Here is an 18,679-nt window from a genome sequence, read left to right on the forward strand (position 1 = left end):
GCGCCTGCGCTCCTTGCTGCTGCACGCCCTCCAAACCCTGCCCGCTCGTCCGACGGGCGTCCTAGCCAGCCCCGGAGGTATTGTCAAGAGGGCAATGCCGCCCCGAGCGGTTTTCCGGCACGCCCGCGTTCGCCGTCGCGCACGGCGGAGCCAGGGGCCCGCCGGAGCACTCGGCGCGGTGGCACGCCCAGCACGGACCTCATGGACATGGACGGGAGAGCACGCGTGACGCGCAGCGTGTACGTGACCGGGATCGACCGCAGCGACGGACGGCAGGTGGTCGAACTGGGGGTCATGGAGCTGCTGACCCGCCAGGTGGACCGTGTGGGCGTCTTCCGCCCCCTCGTCCACGACGGTCCCGACCGCCTCTTCGAGCTGCTGCGGGCGCGCTACCGGCTCTCCCAGGACTCCGCCTCCGTCTACGGCATGGACTACCAGGAGGCGGCCGCGCTCCAGGCGGAGAAGGGCACGGACGAGCTGGTCTCGCAGCTGGTCGAGCGCTTCCTGACGGTGGCCAGGGAGTACGAGGTGGTCCTGGTCCTGGGCACGGACTACGCCGCCACCCAGCTCCCCGACGAACTGGCGCTCAACGCGCGGCTCGCCAACGAGTTCGGTGCCTCGGTGATCGCCGTGGTCGGCGGCAAGGGCCAGACGCCCCATTCCGTACGGGCCGAGACGCGCAACGCCTTCCGTGCCTACGAGGCCCTCGGCTGCAACGTGCTCGCCATGGTGGCCAACCGGGTCGCCCCCGACGAGCGCGCGGGCATAGCCGAGCGGCTTGCGGCCCGCCTACCGGTCCCCTGCTACGCGATCCCCGACGAGCCCGCGCTCGCGGCGCCCACGGTCGCCCAGATCACCCATGCCCTCGGCGGCACGGTGCTGCTCGGCGACGACTCCGGCCTCGCGCGCGACGCCCTGGACTTCGTCTTCGGCGGCGCGATGCTGCCGAGCTTCCTGCCGGCCCTGACCCCCGGCTGCCTGGTCGTGACGCCGGGCGACCGCGCCGACCTGGTCGTGGGCTCGCTCGCCGCGCACTCCGCGGGCACGCCGCCCATCGCGGGTCTCCTGCTGACGCTGAACGAGCGCCCGAGTGAGGAGGTCCTCACCCTCGCGGCCCGCCTCGCACCGGGCACCCCGGTCATCTCCGTGGCGGGCAACAGCTTCCCGACCGCGGGTGAACTGTTCGCGATGGAAGGCAAATTGAGCGCCACCACGCCGCGCAAGGCGGAGACCGCGCTGGGTCTCTTCGAGCGCCATGTGGACACCGGTGACCTGCTGGCCCGTCTCGCGGTGGCCCGCAGCGGGCGGGTCACGCCGATGATGTTCGAGCACGAGCTGCTGGAACAGGCGCGCGCCGACCGCCGCCGGGTGGTGCTGCCGGAGGGTACGGAGGAGCGGGTGCTGCGCGCGGCGGAGGTCCTGATCCGCCGGGACGTGTGCGACCTGACCCTGCTCGGCGATGTCGAGATCATCCGCAAGAAGGCCGCCGACCTCGGCATCGACCTGTCGGTCGCCCAGCTGATCGATCCCCACACCTCCGAGCTGCGCCAGTCCTTCGCCGAGCGGTACGCCGGACTGCGCGCCCACAGGGGCGTGACGGTCGAGCTGGCGTACGACGTGGTGGCGGACGTGAACTACTTCGGCACCCTGATGGTCGAGGAGGGCCTGGCCGACGGCATGGTGTCGGGCTCGGTGCACTCCACGGCGGCGACCATCCGCCCCGCTTTCGAGATCATCAAGACCAAGCCGGAAGCCTCGATCGTCTCGTCCGTGTTCTTCATGTGCCTGGCGGACGAGGTCCTGGTCTACGGCGACTGCGCGGTCAACCCGGACCCGGACGCCGAGCAGCTCGCCGACATCGCCGTCCAGTCGGCCGCGACGGCGGCCCGCTTCGGCGTGGAGCCGCGGATCGCGATGCTGTCGTACTCGACGGGCACCTCGGGGTCGGGTGCCGACGTGGACAAGGTGCGCGAGGCGACCAAGCTGGTGCGCGGGTCCCGTCCGGACCTGAGTGTCGAGGGTCCGATCCAGTACGACGCGGCCGTCGAGCCGGCCGTCGCCGCGACCAAGCTGCCGGACTCCGAGGTGGCCGGCCGGGCGACGGTCCTGATCTTCCCGGACCTGAACACCGGCAACAACACGTACAAGGCCGTACAGCGCTCGGCGGGCGCCGTCGCGGTCGGCCCGGTGCTCCAGGGCCTGCGCAAGCCGGTCAACGACCTGTCGCGCGGCGCGCTGGTCAGCGACATCGTCAACACGGTCGCGATCACCGCGATCCAGTCCCAGGTCCCGTCGCAGTCCCCCGGCCCGTCGCAGTCCCAGTCCCGGATCCCGTCGAAGGCCCAGGAGCCCTCCGCATGACCGCCACCCGCGTCCTCGTCCTCAACTCCGGCTCGTCGTCGGTGAAGTACCAGCTGCTCGACATGCGCGACTCCTCCCGGCTGGCGGTCGGGCTGGTCGAGCGGATCGGCGAGGCGACCTCGCGTCTCGTGCACACCCCGCTTACGGGCGGCGGGGGCGAGCGCCGGGAACGCTCCGGCCCGATCGCCGACCACGACGCGGCGCTCAAGGCGGTGGCGGACGAGCTGGCGCACGACGGCCTGGGCCTGGACTCCCCCGAACTCGCCGCGATCGGCCACCGCGTCGTGCACGGCGGCCTGAGGTTCAGCGCCCCCACGGTGATCACGGACGAGGTGCTCGCGGAGGTCGAGCGGCTCGTCCCTGTCGCGCCGCTGCACAACCCGGCGAACATCACCGGTATCCGCACGGCCCGGGCACTTCGCCCGGACCTGCCGCAGGTCGCGGTCTTCGACACGGCCTTCCACACGACGATGCCGGAGGCGGCCGCCCGGTACGCGATCGACGTCGAGACCGCGGACGCGCACCGTATCCGCCGCTACGGCTTCCACGGCACCTCCCACGCGTACGTCTCACGGGCCACGGCCCGGCTGCTCGGCAAGGACCCGTCGGAGGTGAACGTCATCGTGCTGCACCTCGGCAACGGCGCGTCCGCCTCCGCCGTCGCCGGCGGCAGGTGTGTGGAGACCTCGATGGGACTGACGCCCTTGGAGGGCCTCGTGATGGGTACGCGCTCCGGTGACATCGACCCGGCGGTGACGTTCCACCTCAAGCGGGTCGCCGGAATGAGCACGGACGAGATCGACGCACTGCTCAACAAGAAGAGCGGCCTGGTGGGCCTGTGCGGAGACAACGACATGAGGGAGATCCGCCGGAGGATGGAGGAGGGCGACGAGCGCGCACGGCTGGCGTTCGACATTTACGTCCACCGGCTGAAGAAGTACATCGGCGCGTATTACGCGGTTCTCGGGCGGGTGGACGCGCTGGCGTTCACCGCCGGGGTGGGTGAGAACTCGGCCCCGGTGCGGGAGGCCGCGATCGCCGGTCTGGAGGGCCTCGGCCTTGCGGTGGACCCGGAACCGAACGCCGCGCGGTCGGGCGAGGCGCGGCTGATCTCGCCGGCGGGCGCGCCGGTGGCGGTCGCCGTCGTGCCGACGGACGAGGAGCTCGAAATCGCGCGACAGACCTTCGAGCTGGTGAAGTGAGTGGTGGAGTGAATTGATGAACGCCTGAGCGGGCTGGCGCCCATTTGTACATTCCACCAGACGGAATATTCCGCAGGGAAACAAACCGATAGGATCCGCCTTATGCGCCGTTCCAAAATCGTCTGCACACTGGGCCCCGCCGTCGACTCGTATGAGCAGCTGAAAGCGCTCATCGAGGCTGGTATGAACGTGGCCCGCTTCAACTTCAGCCACGGGACCCACGCCGACCATGAGGAGCGGTACCACCGCGTCCGCCAGGCGTCCGAGGACACCGGCCGCGCCGTGGGCGTGCTCGCCGACCTCCAGGGCCCCAAGATCCGCCTGGAGACCTTCGCCGAGGGACCGGTCGAACTGGTCCGCGGCGACGAGTTCACCATCACCACCGATGACGTCCCCGGCGACAAGTCGATCTGCGGGACCACGTACAAGGGTCTGCCCGGGGACGTCTCCAAGGGCGACCAGATCCTGATCAACGACGGAAACGTCGAGCTGCGCGTCGTCGAGGTCGAGGGCCCGCGGGTCAAGTCGATCGTCGTCGAGGGCGGCGTCATCTCCGACCACAAGGGCATCAACCTGCCGGGCGCGGCCGTCAACGTGCCGGCGCTGTCCGAGAAGGACGTCGAGGACCTCCGCTTCGCGCTGCGCATGGGCTGCGACATGGTCGCCCTCTCCTTCGTCCGGGATGCCGCCGACGTCAAGGACGTCCACAAGGTGATGGACGAGGAGGGCCGCCGGGTCCCCGTCATCGCCAAGGTGGAGAAGCCGCAGGCGGTCGACAACATGCAGGACGTCGTCATGGCCTTCGACGGCGTGATGGTGGCGCGCGGCGACCTCGCCGTCGAGTACCCCCTCGAGCGTGTCCCCATGGTGCAGAAGCGCCTCATCGAGCTGTGCCGTCGCAACGCCAAGCCGGTGATCGTGGCGACCCAGATGATGGAGTCGATGATCACCAACTCCCGCCCCACCCGCGCGGAGGCGTCCGACGTCGCCAACGCGATCCTGGACGGAGCCGACGCGGTCATGCTCTCCGCGGAGTCCTCCGTCGGGGCGTACCCGATCGAGACGGTCAAGACGATGTCGAAGATCGTCGCCGCGGCGGAGGAAGAACTCCTCGCCAAGGGCCTCCAGCCCCTGGTCCCCGGCAAGAAGCCCCGCACCCAGGGCGGTTCGGTCGCCCGCGCGGCCGCCGAGATCGCGGACTTCCTCGGCGGCAAGGCGCTGATCGCTTTCACCAAGTCCGGCGACACGGCCCGCCGCCTCTCCCGTTACCGTGCCGAACAGCCCATCCTCGCCTTCACGACGGACCAGGACACCCGCAACCAGCTCACGCTGAGCTGGGGCGTGGAGTCCTTCCTGGCCCCGTTCGTCGAGACGACGGACGCGATGGTCGACCTGGTGGACGCGGAGCTGCTGAAGCTCCAGCGCTACAACGCGGGCGACATCATGGTGATCACAGCCGGCTCACCCCCGGGCGTCCCGGGCACGACGAACATGGTGCGGGTGCACCACCTGGGCGGGGAGTCGCACGGCTGACGCCCTGTCCCCCCGCTGCACGGACGGCCTTCCGGCCCCTTCGGGGGGTCGGGAGGCCGTCCGTTTTCGGCCGCCCCTGTGCCCACTGTGGCGCCGGATGCCGACCTGACCGATCTGACCGCCCGCACCGCGAACGACTGTGGGCCGCACCCCCTGAACGGGTGCGACCCACAGCCTTTTCGCGGCTCCCGGTGGTCTTGGGCTCAGGCGTTGCCGCCGGTGAAGTAGTTGTGCAGCCCCGGGACCGTCAGCGTCCCGCCGAACTGGCCGGCCTGGGTGACCTTCACATCGGTGAACATCGCGAAGGGGACGTTCAGCGGCGGCGGGGTCTGCGGACTGAAGGTGATCGGGATGATGCCGAAGAGGTTGCCCTTCAGCTCCTCGGTGTACATCGTCACCGTGCCGTTGCGGATCGTCGAGGTCGAGCCCTTGCGCGCCTCGACGTGCACCGTCGTGCCGTTCGGGCCGACCACGAGCTGGTGCAGGTCCTTGATGTCCACGCCCGACGCGGTGAATTTCAGGACCTTCTTGATCTTGCCGCTGCCGGTCTTCACCTCGACGATGCCGTGGTAGTCCAGGCCCGTCAGGGTGAGCATCGAGCTCTCGAGGATCCAGGGGTCGTCCGGGAGCAGCGGGAGACCCGGCTCGACCTCGGCGGCCGCGAGAGCCTCGGGGTCCGCGGTCGGGCACGGGAAGCGCGGCTTTGCGCCCTCCGGGATGTCCTCGTCCTTCTTGGGGTCGAGTCCCTTGACGTCCTCGTCCAGCTCTTCGACCTCGGCACCGGCCTCGTCGGCCGCCTCCTTGATCGCTTCCTTGGTCTTGTCGACGGTGTCGCCCACCGCGTCGGTGGCCTTCTCCGCCGGCTCCTCCGCGGGTTCGTCGGCAGGCACTGCCGCAGGCTTCTCCGCCGCAGGCTCCTCGACCGCAGGCTCCTCGGCCGGCTCCGTCGCGGTGCCGGTGGGAGACGGCGTCGGGGTCGGCTCCGGCTCGCCCCGCAGCGCGTCGCCGACGCCGTCGAAGAAGTCCTCGACCTTGTCGCCCACACCCAGCGGGTCCAGCGGGTTCTCGGTCTCGCTCGCCGAGGGCTCGGGCGCGGGTGCCTTCTGCTCCGCTCCGGCCGCGGGGGCGGACGGGCTCTCGGCGGGGTTCGGCTCCTGCGCCGCGTCGTCCGCTCCCCCTCCTGACGTCGCGCTCGGCGTCGGCTCCGGCTCGGCCGTGTCCGTGGGGGCCGGCGACTCGGACGGCTTGGCCGACTCCGAGGCGGACGGCGAGGCCGACTCCGACGGCTCGTCCGAGCGGGTCACGCACGGGCCCGGCGCGAACGGGATCTCCTTGTCGTCGGCCAGGGCGAGTTTGGGGGTGAGGCCCATTCCGACGAAGACGGCGGTGGGCATCGCGGCCAGGGCTATCGCCTTGCTCGCGGGCAGGTGGAACTTGGTGAGCAGCGACTTCCTGGGGGCGGCGTGCCGCGGCCCTTTTCTCTCCCGCGAGCCGTCGCCGCCCGCGGCCGCGGTCAGCGGTGGTGTTGCGTCACCCGGCACTGTTCCTCCCGCCGTTGCCTTCGGTGTATGTCTCGTACGTGTCCGTGCCGTGGCCGTCCCACTGCTCCGGAACGGCCTGGGTGTCCACCTCGCTCGCCGGATCCGGCTGCTTCGCCTTCCCGGCCGTCACGGCCGCGGGCTCGTAGGTCTTCTTCTCAGGGATCCACGACAGTGCCAGCGCGCCGCCGATGAGCGAGAGCAGGAAGCCGATGACGAAGCCGCCCAGGTTGGCGATGGGAATGGAGACCAGTGCCAGAAGAATGGCGGCGATGCCCGCGAACACCCTGGCGACCGCCTGGAACCACATCGTGAGGCCGAGCGTGACCAGCAATACACCGATGATCAGAGAGCCGGCACCCGCCGTCGTCGCCATGGACAACGTCATGTGGCCGAGCTTCAACGACGCGTACGGGAAGTAGGCGATGGGGATTCCGCCCAGCAGGGTGAACAGGCCTGCCCAGAAGGGCCGCTGTCCCCGCCAACTGCGGAAGTTCCGCCGGAGGACGCGAATGTAGTGCTCGTCCCGGCCGTGGGACACTGCGGTCTCGGCGCTCATGGAAAACAGCTCCCTGGTACTGGCGTTGCTGTGTGAAGAGAGAGGCGGGCGGGCGAAGCTGCCAGAGTTTCACCCGCCCGCCCGGACGGGATGAGCGTCAGTAACACTCGACGTCGGGACCGTCGCCCTTGTGCAGTGCCATCTTCAGACCGCCCAGCGTGAAGGTGCCGGCGGTGGTCGCCCACGCCTTCTGCTTGGCGCCCGTGAGGACTGCCTTGTCCGCCTGCTGGGCGAAGCTGTTCGGCAGGATCCTGTCCTTGACCTCCGGGCCCTTGCCCCCGCGCCTGACGTCGGTGTCCTTGGCCGCGACGCCGATGTCGATGTTCGTGAACGTCGCGTCGGCCTCGAGGTTGGAGATGTCAAGGTAAAGGTTCTTTGCCTTGACCTCCGAAGCGCCCTCGCCGGCCGTCAGCTTCATCGTGACCTTGCCGAACAGCGGCACATCGGTGACGACCGACTGGCACATGTCGTTGATCGTGGCAGTCTCGAAGGTCGAGATCGCCACAGGGCGCTTGACCTTCTTGTCGCTGGTGGTGCTCTCGTACCCCTCGTTGAGGCCGCCGTACTGGGCGAAGCCGTACCCCTCAAGGTGTCCGGCCTCGACCTTGAACTCCTGGCCCGACACCGCGAAGGACGCGGCGAGCGCCCCCTGTGCCAGGCCGACGCCTATCGCAGCCGTCGCGGCCACGCTCGGCACCATGACCAGGGCGAACCGCTTCCATCTGGTTCCACCGCGAGCCATAGACTCCATGACTTTCCTCCTTCTCGGACGTACATCTCCGGTCCGGGCCCTCGGGCCCGTCCTGGGATGGGAGAAGTGCTACGTCCTCGGGAAGGAGAGCGCCCGCTCTTTCAGGCGCGACGTGCGTCCGAAAAACACCGGCGATCACCCCCGAGCGACAACCACTGGTCGCGCCTGACTCGTCACGCACAACCTGTCGGACAGGCCCTGCCGTTCTGCGGCAGGAACCCCCCTGTCCGCGACCGGTGTCCACTGCCACCGACCGGCCCGGTGGGGACCCAATGGGCCGCGGCACGGCTGGAGGCCGGGCTGGTGCGGTATTGGACCGAGCGTCGCCGATCGTTGTCCATTCCCGGCCAGGGCACAAGGGGGTTCGTTACTGGGCAGTAACGGCCTGACAACCACGCCACGACCGCACGATGTCGCGCGAGCACGCTCGGTACCTTCCACGACATGCCCAGAGGGGGTTATAAACGGCGATAACCGGACAGAAAAAGGAGGTTGTTGTACTCCGAGTAACACGGCGCGGCGTTTACCAAGTTTTGGCAAAGCCAGGCGGTATTTTGTCGCCGAGTCGCCAAAACGGCGGTGACGCCGTGTCAGCGCCACCGCCGCAAAATCCGCCAGAACGGTATCCTCAGGACACCCTTGTCATAACGGCTGTCAATGAAGGGTCAACAAAACACCCTTGAGCCGCCGGTGAAACATCAGGGACCCCAGAGGAGATCCCTGAAGGGCGCCTCAGAAGAGCACCCGCGCCAGCGCCTGCCGCGCCGCGGTCACTCGAGGGTCCTCCGGACCGACCACCTCGAAGAGCTCCAGCAGCCGCACCCGCGCCGCGTCGCGCTCCTCGCCCGCCGTACGCCGCACGGTCTCCACCAGCCGGCCGAAGGCGTCCTCCACATGACCGCCGACCAGGTCCAGGTCGGCCGCGGCGATCTGCGCCGTGGCGTCGGCCGGATTGTCCGCCGCCTCCTGGCGGACCTTCTGCGGGTCCATGTCCTTGACGCGTCCCAGCAGTTCCGCCTGTGCGAGGCCGAGCTTCGCCTCCGTGTTGCCCGGGTCGTCCGAGAGCACGTTCCGGTACGCCTGGACCGCGCCGCCGAAGTCGCCGGCGTCCAGGGCCTGCACGGCTGCTTCCAGCAGTGCGTCGTAAGGGCCGGCCGGTACGGGGGCCTGGGCGGCCTCGCCCGAGGCGTCCGGCTCGACCACGATGCCGGTCAGACCGAAGCGCTCCTCGGCCACCTGCACCAGCTGGTCCAGCGTCTGGCGGATCTGCGCCTCGGGGGCCGCGCCCTGGAAGAGGGGCAGCGCCTGGCCGGCCACCACCGCGAACACCGCGGGGATGCCCTGGATCCCGAACTGCTGCATCAGCATCTGGTTGGCGTCGACGTCGACCTTGGCGAGGACGAAACGTCCGTTGTACTCCGTGGCGAGGCGCTCCAGCAACGGGCCGAGCTGCTTGCACGGCTCGCACCACTCGGCCCAGAAGTCGATGACGACCGGGACCTCGGTGGAGCGCTGCAGAACGTCGCGCTCGAAGCTCGCCTCATCGGTGTCGATCACCAGGGCGGCGGGGGACACGGCGCCGCCGCCCCCGTGACGGGCGGCCTCGGCCCTCGCCTGCTCCGCCTTGGCCTTGGCCTCGTTGGCCGCTTTCACCGCGGCGAGGTCGACGACGCCGCTCATGGACATGTTCCTAGGCTGCATGCGTACATCCTCCCCCTTCCGCGCGCCCATGTGAAAAAGTCGGCGCCAGGTCCCCACCTTGGCGCCATGTGGCTGTCGCGACGAGCCGGTCATGGCTTTCGCTACGAGCCGTAGCGTAACTGCGTCGAGTCCGCCGGTGTGAGGGGTTTCCCGGTGAGCTGCCTCACAGCCGACTATTTCCCTACTGGCGGGTATGGTCGCGGGCATGTCCAGCAGCACCTACCCCAAAGCCCCCCGTGCGGGCCGTACGGGACGGCCCCGCAGCGCCGAGGCCGATGCCGCGATCCTGGAGGCGACCCGCGCCTCCCTCGTCGAGCTGGGCTGGTCGAAGCTGACCATGGGGGACGTGGCCACGCGTGCCGGGGTGGCCAAGACCACCCTGTACCGCCGCTGGGCCAACAAGAACGAACTGGTGGTCGACGCCGTCGCCGTCCTCTTCGACGAGCTCGAGCTCCCCGACCGCGGCAGCCTCGCCGCTGATGTCGAGGGCGTCGTCCTGCAGTTCGCCGATCTGCTCGGGCAGCCGGAGACCAAGACCGCCCTGATGGGCGTCGTCGCCGAGTCGACGACCGACGAGGCCCTGCGCGGACGCATCCGCTCGGCGATCGTGGAGCGGCAGAAACGTCTCGTGGTCGAGGGCCGCAGACGCGCTCAGGCCCGCGGCGAGCTGCCGTACGAGGACGATCCCCGGGCGGCGGCCCGCAACACGGACCTGATCTTCGATGTGGTCGCCGGCGCCGTCGTCCACCGGACGCTGGTGAGCGCGGAGCCGGTGGACGCGGAGTGGGCGCGCCGCTTCACTGCTCTGCTGGTGTCAGGGCTGAGCTCCCTGACCGCATGAGCGGAGGGGTCGTCAGAAGCCGGGCGGCTCCGTGTAGACGCCCCACTCGTCGCGCAGCGCATCACAGATCTCGCCGAGCGTCGCCTCCGCCCGTACGGCGTCGAGCATCGGGGCGATCATGTTGGAGCCGTCACGGGCCGCAGCCAGCATCTTCTCCAGCGACGAGCGCACGAGCGCGTCGTCCCGGCCGCCCTTGCGGTCGGCCAGCACCCGCACCTGCTCGCGCTCGACCTCGTGGCTGACCCGCAGGATCTCCAGGTCGCCGGTGACCGAGCCGGTGGCGGTGTTGACGCCGACGACCTTCTTTTCGCCCTTCTCCAGCGACTGCTGGTAGCGGAAGGCCGATTCGGCGATCTCGCCCGTGAACCAGCCGTCCTCGATGCCGCGCAGGATGCCTGAGGTGATCGGGCCGATCGGGTGCTGACCGTCGGGGTGTGCCCGGCGGCCGCGCTCCTTGATCCGATCGAAGATCTTCTCCGCGTCGGCCTCGATGCGGTCGGTGAGCTGCTCGACGTACCACGAACCGCCCAGCGGGTCGGCGACGTTGGCGACGCCGGTCTCCTCCATCAGCACCTGCTGGGTGCGCAGCGCGATCTCGGCGGCCTGCTCGCTGGGGAGGGCGAGCGTCTCGTCGAGGGCGTTGGTGTGCAGGGAGTTGGTGCCGCCGAGGACCGCGGAGAGCGCCTCGACCGCGGTGCGCACGACGTTGTTGTACGGCTGCTGCGCGGTGAGGGAGACACCGGCGGTCTGGGTGTGGAAGCGCAGCCACTGCGCCTTGTCGCTCCTCGCGCCGTACACCTCCTTCATCCAGCGGGCCCAGATCCGGCGCGCGGCGCGGAACTTGGCGATCTCCTCGAAGAAGTCGAGGTGCGCATCGAAGAAGAAGGACAGCCCGGGTGCGAAGGTGTCGACGTCCAGGCCGCGGGACAGGCCCAGCTCGACGTAGCCGAAGCCGTCGGCGAGGGTGTAGGCGAGCTCCTGCGCGGCCGTCGCACCGGCCTCGCGGATGTGGTAGCCGGAGACCGACAGGGGCTTGTACGCGGGGATGCCCTGCGCGCAGTGCTCCATCAGGTCGCCGATCAGACGCAGATGGGGCTCGGGCTGGAAGAGCCACTCCTTCTGCGCGATGTACTCCTTGAAGATGTCCGTCTGCAGCGTGCCGTTGAGCACGGCCGGGTCGACGCCCTGGCGCTCGGCCGCGACCAGGTACATGCAGAAGACGGGGACGGCCGGGCCGGAGATCGTCATCGACGTCGTCACGTGGCCGAGCGGGATGTCCTTGAAGAGGACCTCCATGTCGGCGGCGGAGTCGATGGCGACACCGCAGTGGCCGACCTCGCCCAGCGAGCGCGGGTCGTCCGAGTCGCGGCCCATGAGGGTGGGCATGTCGAAGGCGACGGAGAGACCGCCGCCGCCGGCGGCCAGGATCATCTTGTAGCGCTCGTTCGTCTGCTCGGCGTTGCCGAACCCGGCGAACTGGCGGATGGTCCAGGTCCGGCCGCGGTAGCCGGTGGGGTGCAGTCCGCGGGTGAAGGGGTACTCGCCGGGCCAGCCGATGCGCTCGAAGCCCTCGTAGGTGTCCCCGGGGCGGGGACCGTAGACCGGCTCGACCTCGTCCCCGGAGAGCGTGGTGAAGTCCGCGTCCCGCTTGCGGGCCTTGTCGTAACGGGCCTGCCAGCGTCGGCGGCCTTCCTCGATCGCGTCAGCGTCCATACCTCGAATTTACTAGGACGTCCTAGTAAATGTCGATGGCAAAGCGCCGCGAGCCCTCTCGCGGCGCTTGGCGGTGCTACGCCTCGGCGGCCTGCACGGCCGGCTCGCCGGCGATCAGCGCCCGCGCCTCCCGCGTCACCTTCGGCTCGACGAAGAACGAGGCGAACGGGATGCAGCCCGCGGCCAGCACCCACAGCAGCTTGCCGAACGGCCACTTCGCCTTGGAGCCGAGGTCGAAGGCGAAGATCACGTAGATGATGAACAGCACACCGTGGATCTGCGAGATCAGCATGGTGTCGCCGGTGTCGAACCCGTACTTCAGGACGATGGCGCCGGTGAACACGAGCAGCCACACGGCGGTGATATAGGCCATCACCCGGTAGCGGGTCAGCACATTCGCTTTCATGGCATCGAGCGTAACCGGGCGCAAGGGGCGATCTTCCCCCGGGCCGCCCGGGGCTATTTCTCCTCGAAGTCCGCCGCGGCGACCCGCAGCGGGCGCAGCATCGCGAAGATCTCCGCGCACTCCTCCGCGTCGTACGTGCCCAGGCCGAAATCCATGGCCATCAGGTCGCGGGTGGCCGACTCGACGACCTCGCGGCCCTTGTCCGTGATGGAGGCGAGCGTGCCGCGGCCGTCGTTCGGATTGGGCCGCTTGTCGACCAGGCCGGACCTCACGAGCCGGTCGACCGTGTTCGTCACCGAGGTGGGGTGCACCATCAGCCGCTCGCCGATCTTGGACATCGGCAGCTCGCCCGCTTTGGAGAAGGTGAGCAGCACCAGCGCCTCGTAACGGGCGAAGGTCAGACCGTACGGCTTGACCACGGCGTCGACCTCGGCGAGCAGGATCTGGTGCGCGCGCATGATGGAGGTGATCGCCGCCATCGAGGGCACGGGCCCCCATCGCTGCCGCCACAGCTCGTCGGCGCGGGCGATGGGATCGAAGGGAAGGCTGAGCGGCTTCGGCACGGCACCGACCTTACCGACTGGTCAGATGGTGGTCAGCCCTGTCTCGTCCTTCGGTCGTCCGACCGTCTGGTCCGCCTGACCGCTTCCACCGGGGCGGCGGACCACACCCGGATCCGGCGCCCCGGCAAGCGCGCCCTCGGGGGCAACGGCTCCGGGGCTCGCGGTCGCCCTGCGTCAGGCGGACAGGTGGCGTTCGACGGTGTCGACCTTCGAGGTGAGACCGTCGGTGACGCCAGGCCGAATGTCGGCCTTGAGGACGAGGGAGACCCGCGGGGCCCGTTCCTCGACCGCGGCGACCGCGCGCTTGACCACGTCCATCACCTCGTCCCAGTCCCCCTCCACGGAGGTGAACATCGCGTCCGTACGGTTGGGCAGACCCGACTCCCGTACGACGCGGACCGCCTCGGCGACGTACTCGCCGACGTCCTCACCCACGCCGAGGGGCGTGACGGAGAAGGCGACGATCATGCGTCCACCACGTCCTTGCGGCGGGCGCGGGAGGCGATGACGGCGTCCTCGGCAGCGCGCTTGAGCTTGCGCTCGGCGAAGAAGCCGCCGAAGGGCAGGACCGAGAGCACGAAGTAGATCGCCGCGGTCTTCAGGTCCCACTTGGTGCGGTTCCAGGCGTCCAGCCAGAAGAGCACGTACAGGATGAAGAGCACGCCGTGGATCGCGCCCATCACCGGAACCGCGTTGAAGTCCGTCGTGCGCTTGAGCACCGAGCAGACGAGCAGCAGGAGGAAAGAGACGGCCTCCGGTGCGGAGACGAGGCGCAGGCGGTGGAGGGAGGCGGCGGTCTTGATGTCCACGGTTCACCTTCGTTGGCGAGATGGGCGGGGGGATCTTGTGAATGCATGCACAAGCTTCGGGACCATTGTGGCAGGCCACTTTGCGAACCCTTTGTCAGGGTCCGATCCTCCCCGAGGGCGCTGTTCGCGTGCGGTATCACCGGATAACGTCGGCGCGTGGCAACGTTCCGGCTCCAGGGGAGCAAGGTGCTCGCGGTCGACATGACCGGCGACGCCGTCAAGGCGAAGAACGGGTCGATGGTCGCGTACGACGGCCAGATGGCCTTCAAGAAGATGACCGGCGGCGGGGAGGGCATCCGCGGCATGGTCACCCGCCGGCTCACCGGTGAGCAGATGACCATGATGGAGGTGAAGGGGCAAGGCACCTGCTACTTCGCCGACCGGGCGAGCGAGATCAGCCTGGTGCAGCTGCACGGCGACAAGCTCTACGTCGAGTCGAGCAATCTGCTGTGCGCCGACGGCGGACTTCGCACCGGCACCACCTTCACCGGCCTGCGCGGGGGCGCGTCGGGAAACGGCCTGTTCACGACGACCGTCGAGGGCACCGGCCAGGCGGCGATCATGTCCGACGGCACGGCCGTGGTGCTGCGGGTGACACCGCAGTACCCGCTCTCCGTCGACCCCGGCGCGTACATCGCCCACCAGGGCAATCTGCGGCAGGACTTGCAGTCCGGCGTGACGTTCCGCACCTTCCTCGGCGAGGGCGGCGGTGAGGCGTTCCAGATCCGCTTCGAGGGCGACGGCGTGGTCTATGTGCAGCCGAGCGAGCGCAACACTGTCGGAGGGGACGTCTGATGCCGTTCCGCGAAATCAACTCCAGGATGGTCGAGGCGACCATTGCACCCGGCCAGAAGATGTTCAGCCAGCGCGGCGCGATGCTCGCCTACAAGGGCGACGTCGGCTTCACGCCGAACATGGCGGGCGGCCAGGGCGGACTGGCGTCGATGATCGGACGCCGGGTGGCGAACGAGGCGACGCCGCTCATGACCGTGGAAGGCAACGGCACGGTGATGTTCGGCCACGGCGGCCACCACATCCAGGTCATCCAGCTCACCGGCGACACCCTCTACGTGGAGGCCGACCGGCTGCTCGCCTTCGACGGCACCCTGCAGCAGGGCACCATGTTCATGGGCTCGCAGGGCGGGGTGATGGGCATGGTCCGCGGACAGGTGACGGGCCAGGGCCTGTTCACCACGACGCTCAAGGGGCACGGCGCGGTCGCGGTGATGGCCCACGGCGGTGTGCTCGAGCTGCCGATCACACCCGCGCGGCCGGTCCATGTGGACCCGCAGGCCTACGTCGCCCACCACGGCGACGTACGGAACAAGCTCTCCACGGCGCTCGGCTGGCGCGACATGGTGGGGCGCGGCTCGGGCGAGGCGTTCCAGCTCGAGCTGAGCGGCAGTGGTGCGGTGTACGTCCAGGCGTCGGAGGAGAAGCTGTGAGTACGGCCGTCATTCATGATCCGGCGACGCTGCCGAGCGACGACAACGTCAACGCGTACACCTTCTGTGTGGAGCTCAAGGGTTCCCAGTGGTTCCTGCAGAAGGGCAAGATGATCGCCTACTACGGGCGGATCGACTTCAACGGAATCGGCCACGGCCGTCTCGACCGGCTGATGCGGACGTCGTTCCACTCGCCGCTGCACGCGAGCGACTGGGTGGTGGCGGAGGGCAGCGGCAAGATGCTGCTGGCGGACCGCGCGTTCGATGTGAACTCCTTCGACCTCGATGACGGAAATCTGACGATCCGGTCCGGCAATCTGCTCGCGTACCAGCCGTCGCTGGCGCTGAAGCAGTCGATCGTGCCGGGCTTTCTGACGCTGATCGGCACGGGCAAGTTCGTGGCGGCCTCGAACGGGCCGGTGGTCTTCATGGAGCCGCCGATCCGGGTGGACCCGCAGGCCCTGGTGGGCTGGGCGGACTGCCCGTCCCCCTGCCACCACTACGACCACGGCTATATGACCGGGGTCATGGGCGGGGTGCGGGCACTGACCGGTTTCGGCGGGGCGTCGGGCGAGGAGCACCAGTTCGAGTTCGCCGGTGCAGGTACGGTGCTGCTGCAGTCGAGCGAGGCGCTGATGCCGGAGCAGCCCACCGGGGCGGTAGGTGCGGAGCCGGGCGTTCCGGGCAGCCATGGGTCGGCCGTGCCCGCCGGCGGGCACGGTTCCGCACCGCGCCTTCCCGGCCAGCTGGGGGACCTCCAGCGTCGCTTCGGGCTGTGAGCGGTAGTCTGCGGAGTGTGACGTCGAACGTCTGCGCCCCCGTACACCCGTTGGTGGACGAGTGCCAGACGTCACACCCCCCGACTTCGTCCGCTTTTCAACTTCTTAGGTAGAATCCATATATGGAGACCGAGACGGCCACTCGCTGGCTGACCGATGACGAGCAGCGCACCTGGCGCACGCATCTGGAAGTCAACAAGCTGCTGATGCACCAGCTCGAGAAGGACCTCCAGCCGTTCGGCCTGACCATCAACGACTACGAGATCCTGGTCAACCTGTCCGAGTCCGCGGACCGGCGGATGCGGATGAGCGATCTCGCCGCAGCCACCCTCCAGTCCAAGAGCCGCCTCTCGCACCAGGTCACCCGTATGGAGAGCGCAGGGCTCGTCCGGCGCGCGAACTGCGAGTCGGACCGGCGCGGTCTGTACGCCGTGCTCACCGACGAGGGCGTCGCCACCATGCAGAAAGTCGCCCCGCACCATGTGGCATCGGTGCGCAAGCACTTCATCGACCTGCTGTCGCCAGAGGCACTGGCCGACCTGCGGGACTCGCTGACGCCGGTCGCCGACCACCTGCGCGGACGGCGCGGCAAGCTCTGAGACCTCGTCCCTTCCCGGATCAGCCACCGCCGGTCGCGTCCGGCAGGGCAGCTCGAAGAGCGCCCCGCCGGACGCCGAACGGCCGACCGTGAGCGTCCCTGGTGTGGGCGTCGCCGAGCCGTATGAACCGTTCGAAGATCCGCTCCCGCTCCTGCTCCGGCACACCCGGCCCGTCGTCCGCGACGGCCGGCACGATCCGGCCGTCCTTCTCGCGTACGGAGACGGTCACCGGAGGGCCGTGTGACGCTGGGCGTTGTCGAGCAGATTGCCGACGACACGCGCCGGCCGGCTGCGCGAACCGGCCACCTGGCGCCCCTCGGCCGCTGTCACCTCGACCGGTAGCAGACGGTCACCGCCCCGGCGGGCCACCACTTCGTCAGCAGCTGCGCGGGATCCGGCAGCGTCGGCCCCGGCCAGGACGACGACCGGGAACGACGACGGCCGTGCCGTACTGCGCGCCGCGCCGGTGGACGCCCGCGAAGCGGCGGAGGCAGCGCTGAAGGCGCACCCCGGCGTGAGGGTGACGCCGGTCGACTTCGACGACGACCATGCCACCGCGGCTCACTGGGAGGTCGAGTTCCGTGACGGCGACCGCGAGAGGTGACGGTCGACGCGACGACGGCGGCGGTGACATGACGGACGAGCCCGCGAAAGACTGATGCGGGGCTTTCCCCACCCCGCCCCGTCCCGAGCCGGGGGCGCTGCCCCCGGCCGCGCCTCCAACGCCGACGCGGCTGGAATGTGCGCCCGTGAGCGGGACGGTTTTTCCGAAGTGAACATTCCTGCCGCCCGGTACCTCCCACGGCTGTCAGACCGTGGGGAAGCCGGAGGCCACCGCACGAAGCGCGCAGCGGGGGCCGGGCGAAGCCCCGGTTCCGGAGGGCGGGGAGGGACAAAGACCCCCGCCTACGACTGCGTCAGGCCCGCGACCAGTTCGTCCGCCGCCCGGTACGGGTCCAGTTCGCCCGCGACGATGCGCTCCGCCAGCGCATCCAGGCGACGGTCACCGTGCAGGTCGCCGATGCGTTCACGCAGCGCCGTGACCGCGATCGTCTCGACCTCCGTGGCCGCCCGCCGGGCCCGGCGCTCCCCGAGGATGCCGTGCTCCTCCATCCAGGCCCGGTGCTTCTCCAGTGCCTCGACGACCTCGTCGATGCCCTCGCCCCGCGCGGCGACCGTCTTCACGATCGGCGGGCGCCAGTCGCCGGGCCCGCGGGCCTCGCCGAGGCCCAGCATGTGGTTGAGCTCGCGGGCCGTGGCGTCTGCGCCGTCCCGGTCGGCCTTGTTCACGACGTACACGTCGCCGATCTCGAGGATCCCCGCCTTCGCGGCCTGGATGCCGTCGCCCATGCCGGGCGCGAGCAGCACCACGGAGGTGTCGGCCTGGGAGGCGATCTCCACCTCCGACTGGCCGACGCCCACCGTCTCGACGAGGATCACGTCGCAGCCGGCCGCGTCGAGAACGCGGATGGCCTGTGGTGCCGACCACGCCAGACCGCCCAGGTGGCCGCGGGTGGCCATGGAGCGGATGTAGACGCCCGGGTCGGAGGCGTGCTCCGACATACGGACGCGGTCACCGAGCAGCGCCCCACCGGAGAACGGCGAGGACGGGTCGACGGCGAGGACGCCGACCCGCTTGCCGGCCTTCCGGTAGGCGGTCACAAGGGCGGAGGTGGACGTGGACTTGCCGACGCCGGGCGAGCCCGTCAGCCCCACCACGTACGCGCCGCCGGTCAACGGCGCGAGCGCCGCCATGACCTCACGGAGCTGTGGCGACGCCCCTTCCACGAGTGAGATCAGCCGGGCCACGGCCCTCGGCCGGCCTTCCCTCGCCTGGGCGACCAGCTCGGGGACGTCCACCATCGTGCTGCTCCGATCC

Annotated in this window: 20 protein-coding genes; 9 read left to right on the forward strand and 11 right to left on the reverse strand. The window is 69.7% G+C overall.

The genetic code is table 11. The annotated features are described in order from the left end of the window. Positions 1-225: 225 nt before the first annotated feature. The 3 genes from pta (at position 226) to pyk (ending at position 5,096) form a co-directional block, all read left to right on the forward strand. Positions 226-2,361 (forward strand): phosphate acetyltransferase, encoded by a 2,136-nt coding sequence (gene pta, locus IE198_RS17490; RefSeq protein WP_189887484.1) that lies wholly within the window; start codon positions 226-228, stop codon positions 2,359-2,361. Then, on the forward strand, positions 2,358-3,563 hold the full coding sequence (locus tag IE198_RS17495) for an acetate kinase (RefSeq protein ID WP_189887486.1): 1,206 nt from the start codon (positions 2,358-2,360) through the stop codon (positions 3,561-3,563). The genes pta and IE198_RS17495 overlap by 4 nt, the downstream gene beginning before the upstream one ends. A 102-nt stretch (positions 3,564-3,665) precedes the next feature. Continuing rightward, positions 3,666-5,096: a pyruvate kinase gene (pyk, locus tag IE198_RS17500; protein WP_189887488.1), complete on the forward strand. Its 1,431-nt coding sequence runs from the start codon at positions 3,666-3,668 to the stop codon at positions 5,094-5,096. 203 nt (positions 5,097-5,299) lie between these two features. Here the strand turns inward: pyk and IE198_RS17505 are convergent, their stop codons facing one another. From IE198_RS17505 to IE198_RS17520, 4 genes are all read right to left on the reverse strand, one after another. After that, complete coding sequence (locus tag IE198_RS17505; protein WP_189887490.1) at positions 5,300-6,637, reverse strand: hypothetical protein; 1,338 nt, start codon at positions 6,635-6,637, stop codon at positions 5,300-5,302. Then, a complete protein-coding gene (locus tag IE198_RS17510; protein ID WP_189887492.1) occupies positions 6,627-7,193 on the reverse strand; it encodes a DUF6114 domain-containing protein in 567 nt (188 codons plus the stop codon). The genes IE198_RS17505 and IE198_RS17510 overlap by 11 nt, the downstream gene beginning before the upstream one ends. A 97-nt stretch (positions 7,194-7,290) precedes the next feature. Then, positions 7,291-7,944 carry a DUF6230 family protein gene (locus tag IE198_RS17515; protein ID WP_189887494.1) on the reverse strand — a complete coding sequence of 218 codons (654 nt, stop codon included), beginning with the start codon at positions 7,942-7,944 and terminating at the stop codon, positions 7,291-7,293. A 732-nt stretch (positions 7,945-8,676) separates the two neighbouring features. Continuing rightward, on the reverse strand, positions 8,677-9,645 hold the full coding sequence (locus IE198_RS17520; RefSeq protein ID WP_189887496.1) for a tetratricopeptide repeat protein: 969 nt from the start codon (positions 9,643-9,645) through the stop codon (positions 8,677-8,679). A gap of 193 nt (positions 9,646-9,838) precedes the next feature. Between IE198_RS17520 and IE198_RS17525 the strand changes: the two genes are divergently transcribed. Further along, positions 9,839-10,486, forward strand: coding sequence for a TetR/AcrR family transcriptional regulator (locus IE198_RS17525; protein ID WP_189887498.1), 648 nt, complete (start codon positions 9,839-9,841; stop codon positions 10,484-10,486). A gap of 12 nt (positions 10,487-10,498) precedes the next feature. Here the strand turns inward: IE198_RS17525 and icmA are convergent, their stop codons facing one another. From icmA to IE198_RS17550, 5 genes are all read right to left on the reverse strand, one after another. After that, on the reverse strand, positions 10,499-12,199 hold the full coding sequence (gene icmA / locus IE198_RS17530) for a coenzyme B12-dependent isobutyryl-CoA mutase large subunit (RefSeq protein WP_189887500.1): 1,701 nt from the start codon (positions 12,197-12,199) through the stop codon (positions 10,499-10,501). Between the two features lie 76 nt (positions 12,200-12,275). Beyond that, on the reverse strand, positions 12,276-12,605 hold the full coding sequence (locus IE198_RS17535) for a DUF3817 domain-containing protein (protein ID WP_189887502.1): 330 nt from the start codon (positions 12,603-12,605) through the stop codon (positions 12,276-12,278). A 53-nt stretch (positions 12,606-12,658) separates the two neighbouring features. Then, complete coding sequence (locus tag IE198_RS17540; protein WP_189887504.1) at positions 12,659-13,168, reverse strand: MarR family winged helix-turn-helix transcriptional regulator; 510 nt, start codon at positions 13,166-13,168, stop codon at positions 12,659-12,661. Between the two features lie 174 nt (positions 13,169-13,342). Further along, positions 13,343-13,636, reverse strand: coding sequence for an MTH1187 family thiamine-binding protein (locus IE198_RS17545; protein ID WP_189887506.1), 294 nt, complete (start codon positions 13,634-13,636; stop codon positions 13,343-13,345). Continuing rightward, positions 13,633-13,977, reverse strand: coding sequence for a DUF3817 domain-containing protein (locus IE198_RS17550; protein ID WP_189887508.1), 345 nt, complete (start codon positions 13,975-13,977; stop codon positions 13,633-13,635). Before IE198_RS17550 ends, IE198_RS17545 begins: the two co-directional genes overlap by 4 nt. Before the next feature lie 156 nt (positions 13,978-14,133). On the opposite strand from IE198_RS17550, the gene IE198_RS17555 reads away from it, so the two are divergent. The 4 genes from IE198_RS17555 (at position 14,134) to IE198_RS17570 (ending at position 16,800) form a co-directional block, all read left to right on the forward strand. After that, positions 14,134-14,772, forward strand: a complete 639-nt coding sequence (locus IE198_RS17555; protein WP_189887510.1) for an AIM24 family protein — start codon at positions 14,134-14,136, stop codon at positions 14,770-14,772. Continuing rightward, on the forward strand, positions 14,772-15,422 hold the full coding sequence (locus IE198_RS17560) for an AIM24 family protein (protein ID WP_189887512.1): 651 nt from the start codon (positions 14,772-14,774) through the stop codon (positions 15,420-15,422). Before IE198_RS17555 ends, IE198_RS17560 begins: the two co-directional genes overlap by 1 nt. Further along, positions 15,419-16,201 carry an AIM24 family protein gene (locus IE198_RS17565; RefSeq protein ID WP_189887514.1) on the forward strand — a complete coding sequence of 261 codons (783 nt, stop codon included), beginning with the start codon at positions 15,419-15,421 and terminating at the stop codon, positions 16,199-16,201. Before IE198_RS17560 ends, IE198_RS17565 begins: the two co-directional genes overlap by 4 nt. A gap of 122 nt (positions 16,202-16,323) precedes the next feature. Continuing rightward, complete coding sequence (locus IE198_RS17570) at positions 16,324-16,800, forward strand: MarR family winged helix-turn-helix transcriptional regulator (RefSeq protein WP_189887516.1); 477 nt, start codon at positions 16,324-16,326, stop codon at positions 16,798-16,800. A 19-nt stretch (positions 16,801-16,819) separates the two neighbouring features. Here IE198_RS17570 and IE198_RS36610 read toward each other — a convergent pair whose 3' ends face one another. Then, complete coding sequence (locus IE198_RS36610; RefSeq protein WP_189887518.1) at positions 16,820-17,029, reverse strand: ATP-binding protein; 210 nt, start codon at positions 17,027-17,029, stop codon at positions 16,820-16,822. A 36-nt stretch (positions 17,030-17,065) separates the two neighbouring features. Between IE198_RS36610 and IE198_RS17580 the strand changes: the two genes are divergently transcribed. Next, positions 17,066-17,404 (forward strand): hypothetical protein, encoded by a 339-nt coding sequence (locus IE198_RS17580; RefSeq protein ID WP_189887520.1) that lies wholly within the window; start codon positions 17,066-17,068, stop codon positions 17,402-17,404. A gap of 302 nt (positions 17,405-17,706) precedes the next feature. On the opposite strand, the gene meaB is transcribed toward IE198_RS17580, so the two are convergent. Beyond that, the gene (gene meaB, locus IE198_RS17585) at positions 17,707-18,663 is read right to left on the reverse strand and encodes a methylmalonyl Co-A mutase-associated GTPase MeaB (protein WP_189887522.1); all 957 of its coding nucleotides are present in this window, start codon (positions 18,661-18,663) and stop codon (positions 17,707-17,709) included. Positions 18,664-18,679: the final 16 nt, after the last annotated feature.

Source organism: Streptomyces xantholiticus (assembly GCF_014651015.1).
GTDB lineage: Bacteria > Actinomycetota > Actinomycetes > Streptomycetales > Streptomycetaceae > Streptomyces > Streptomyces xantholiticus.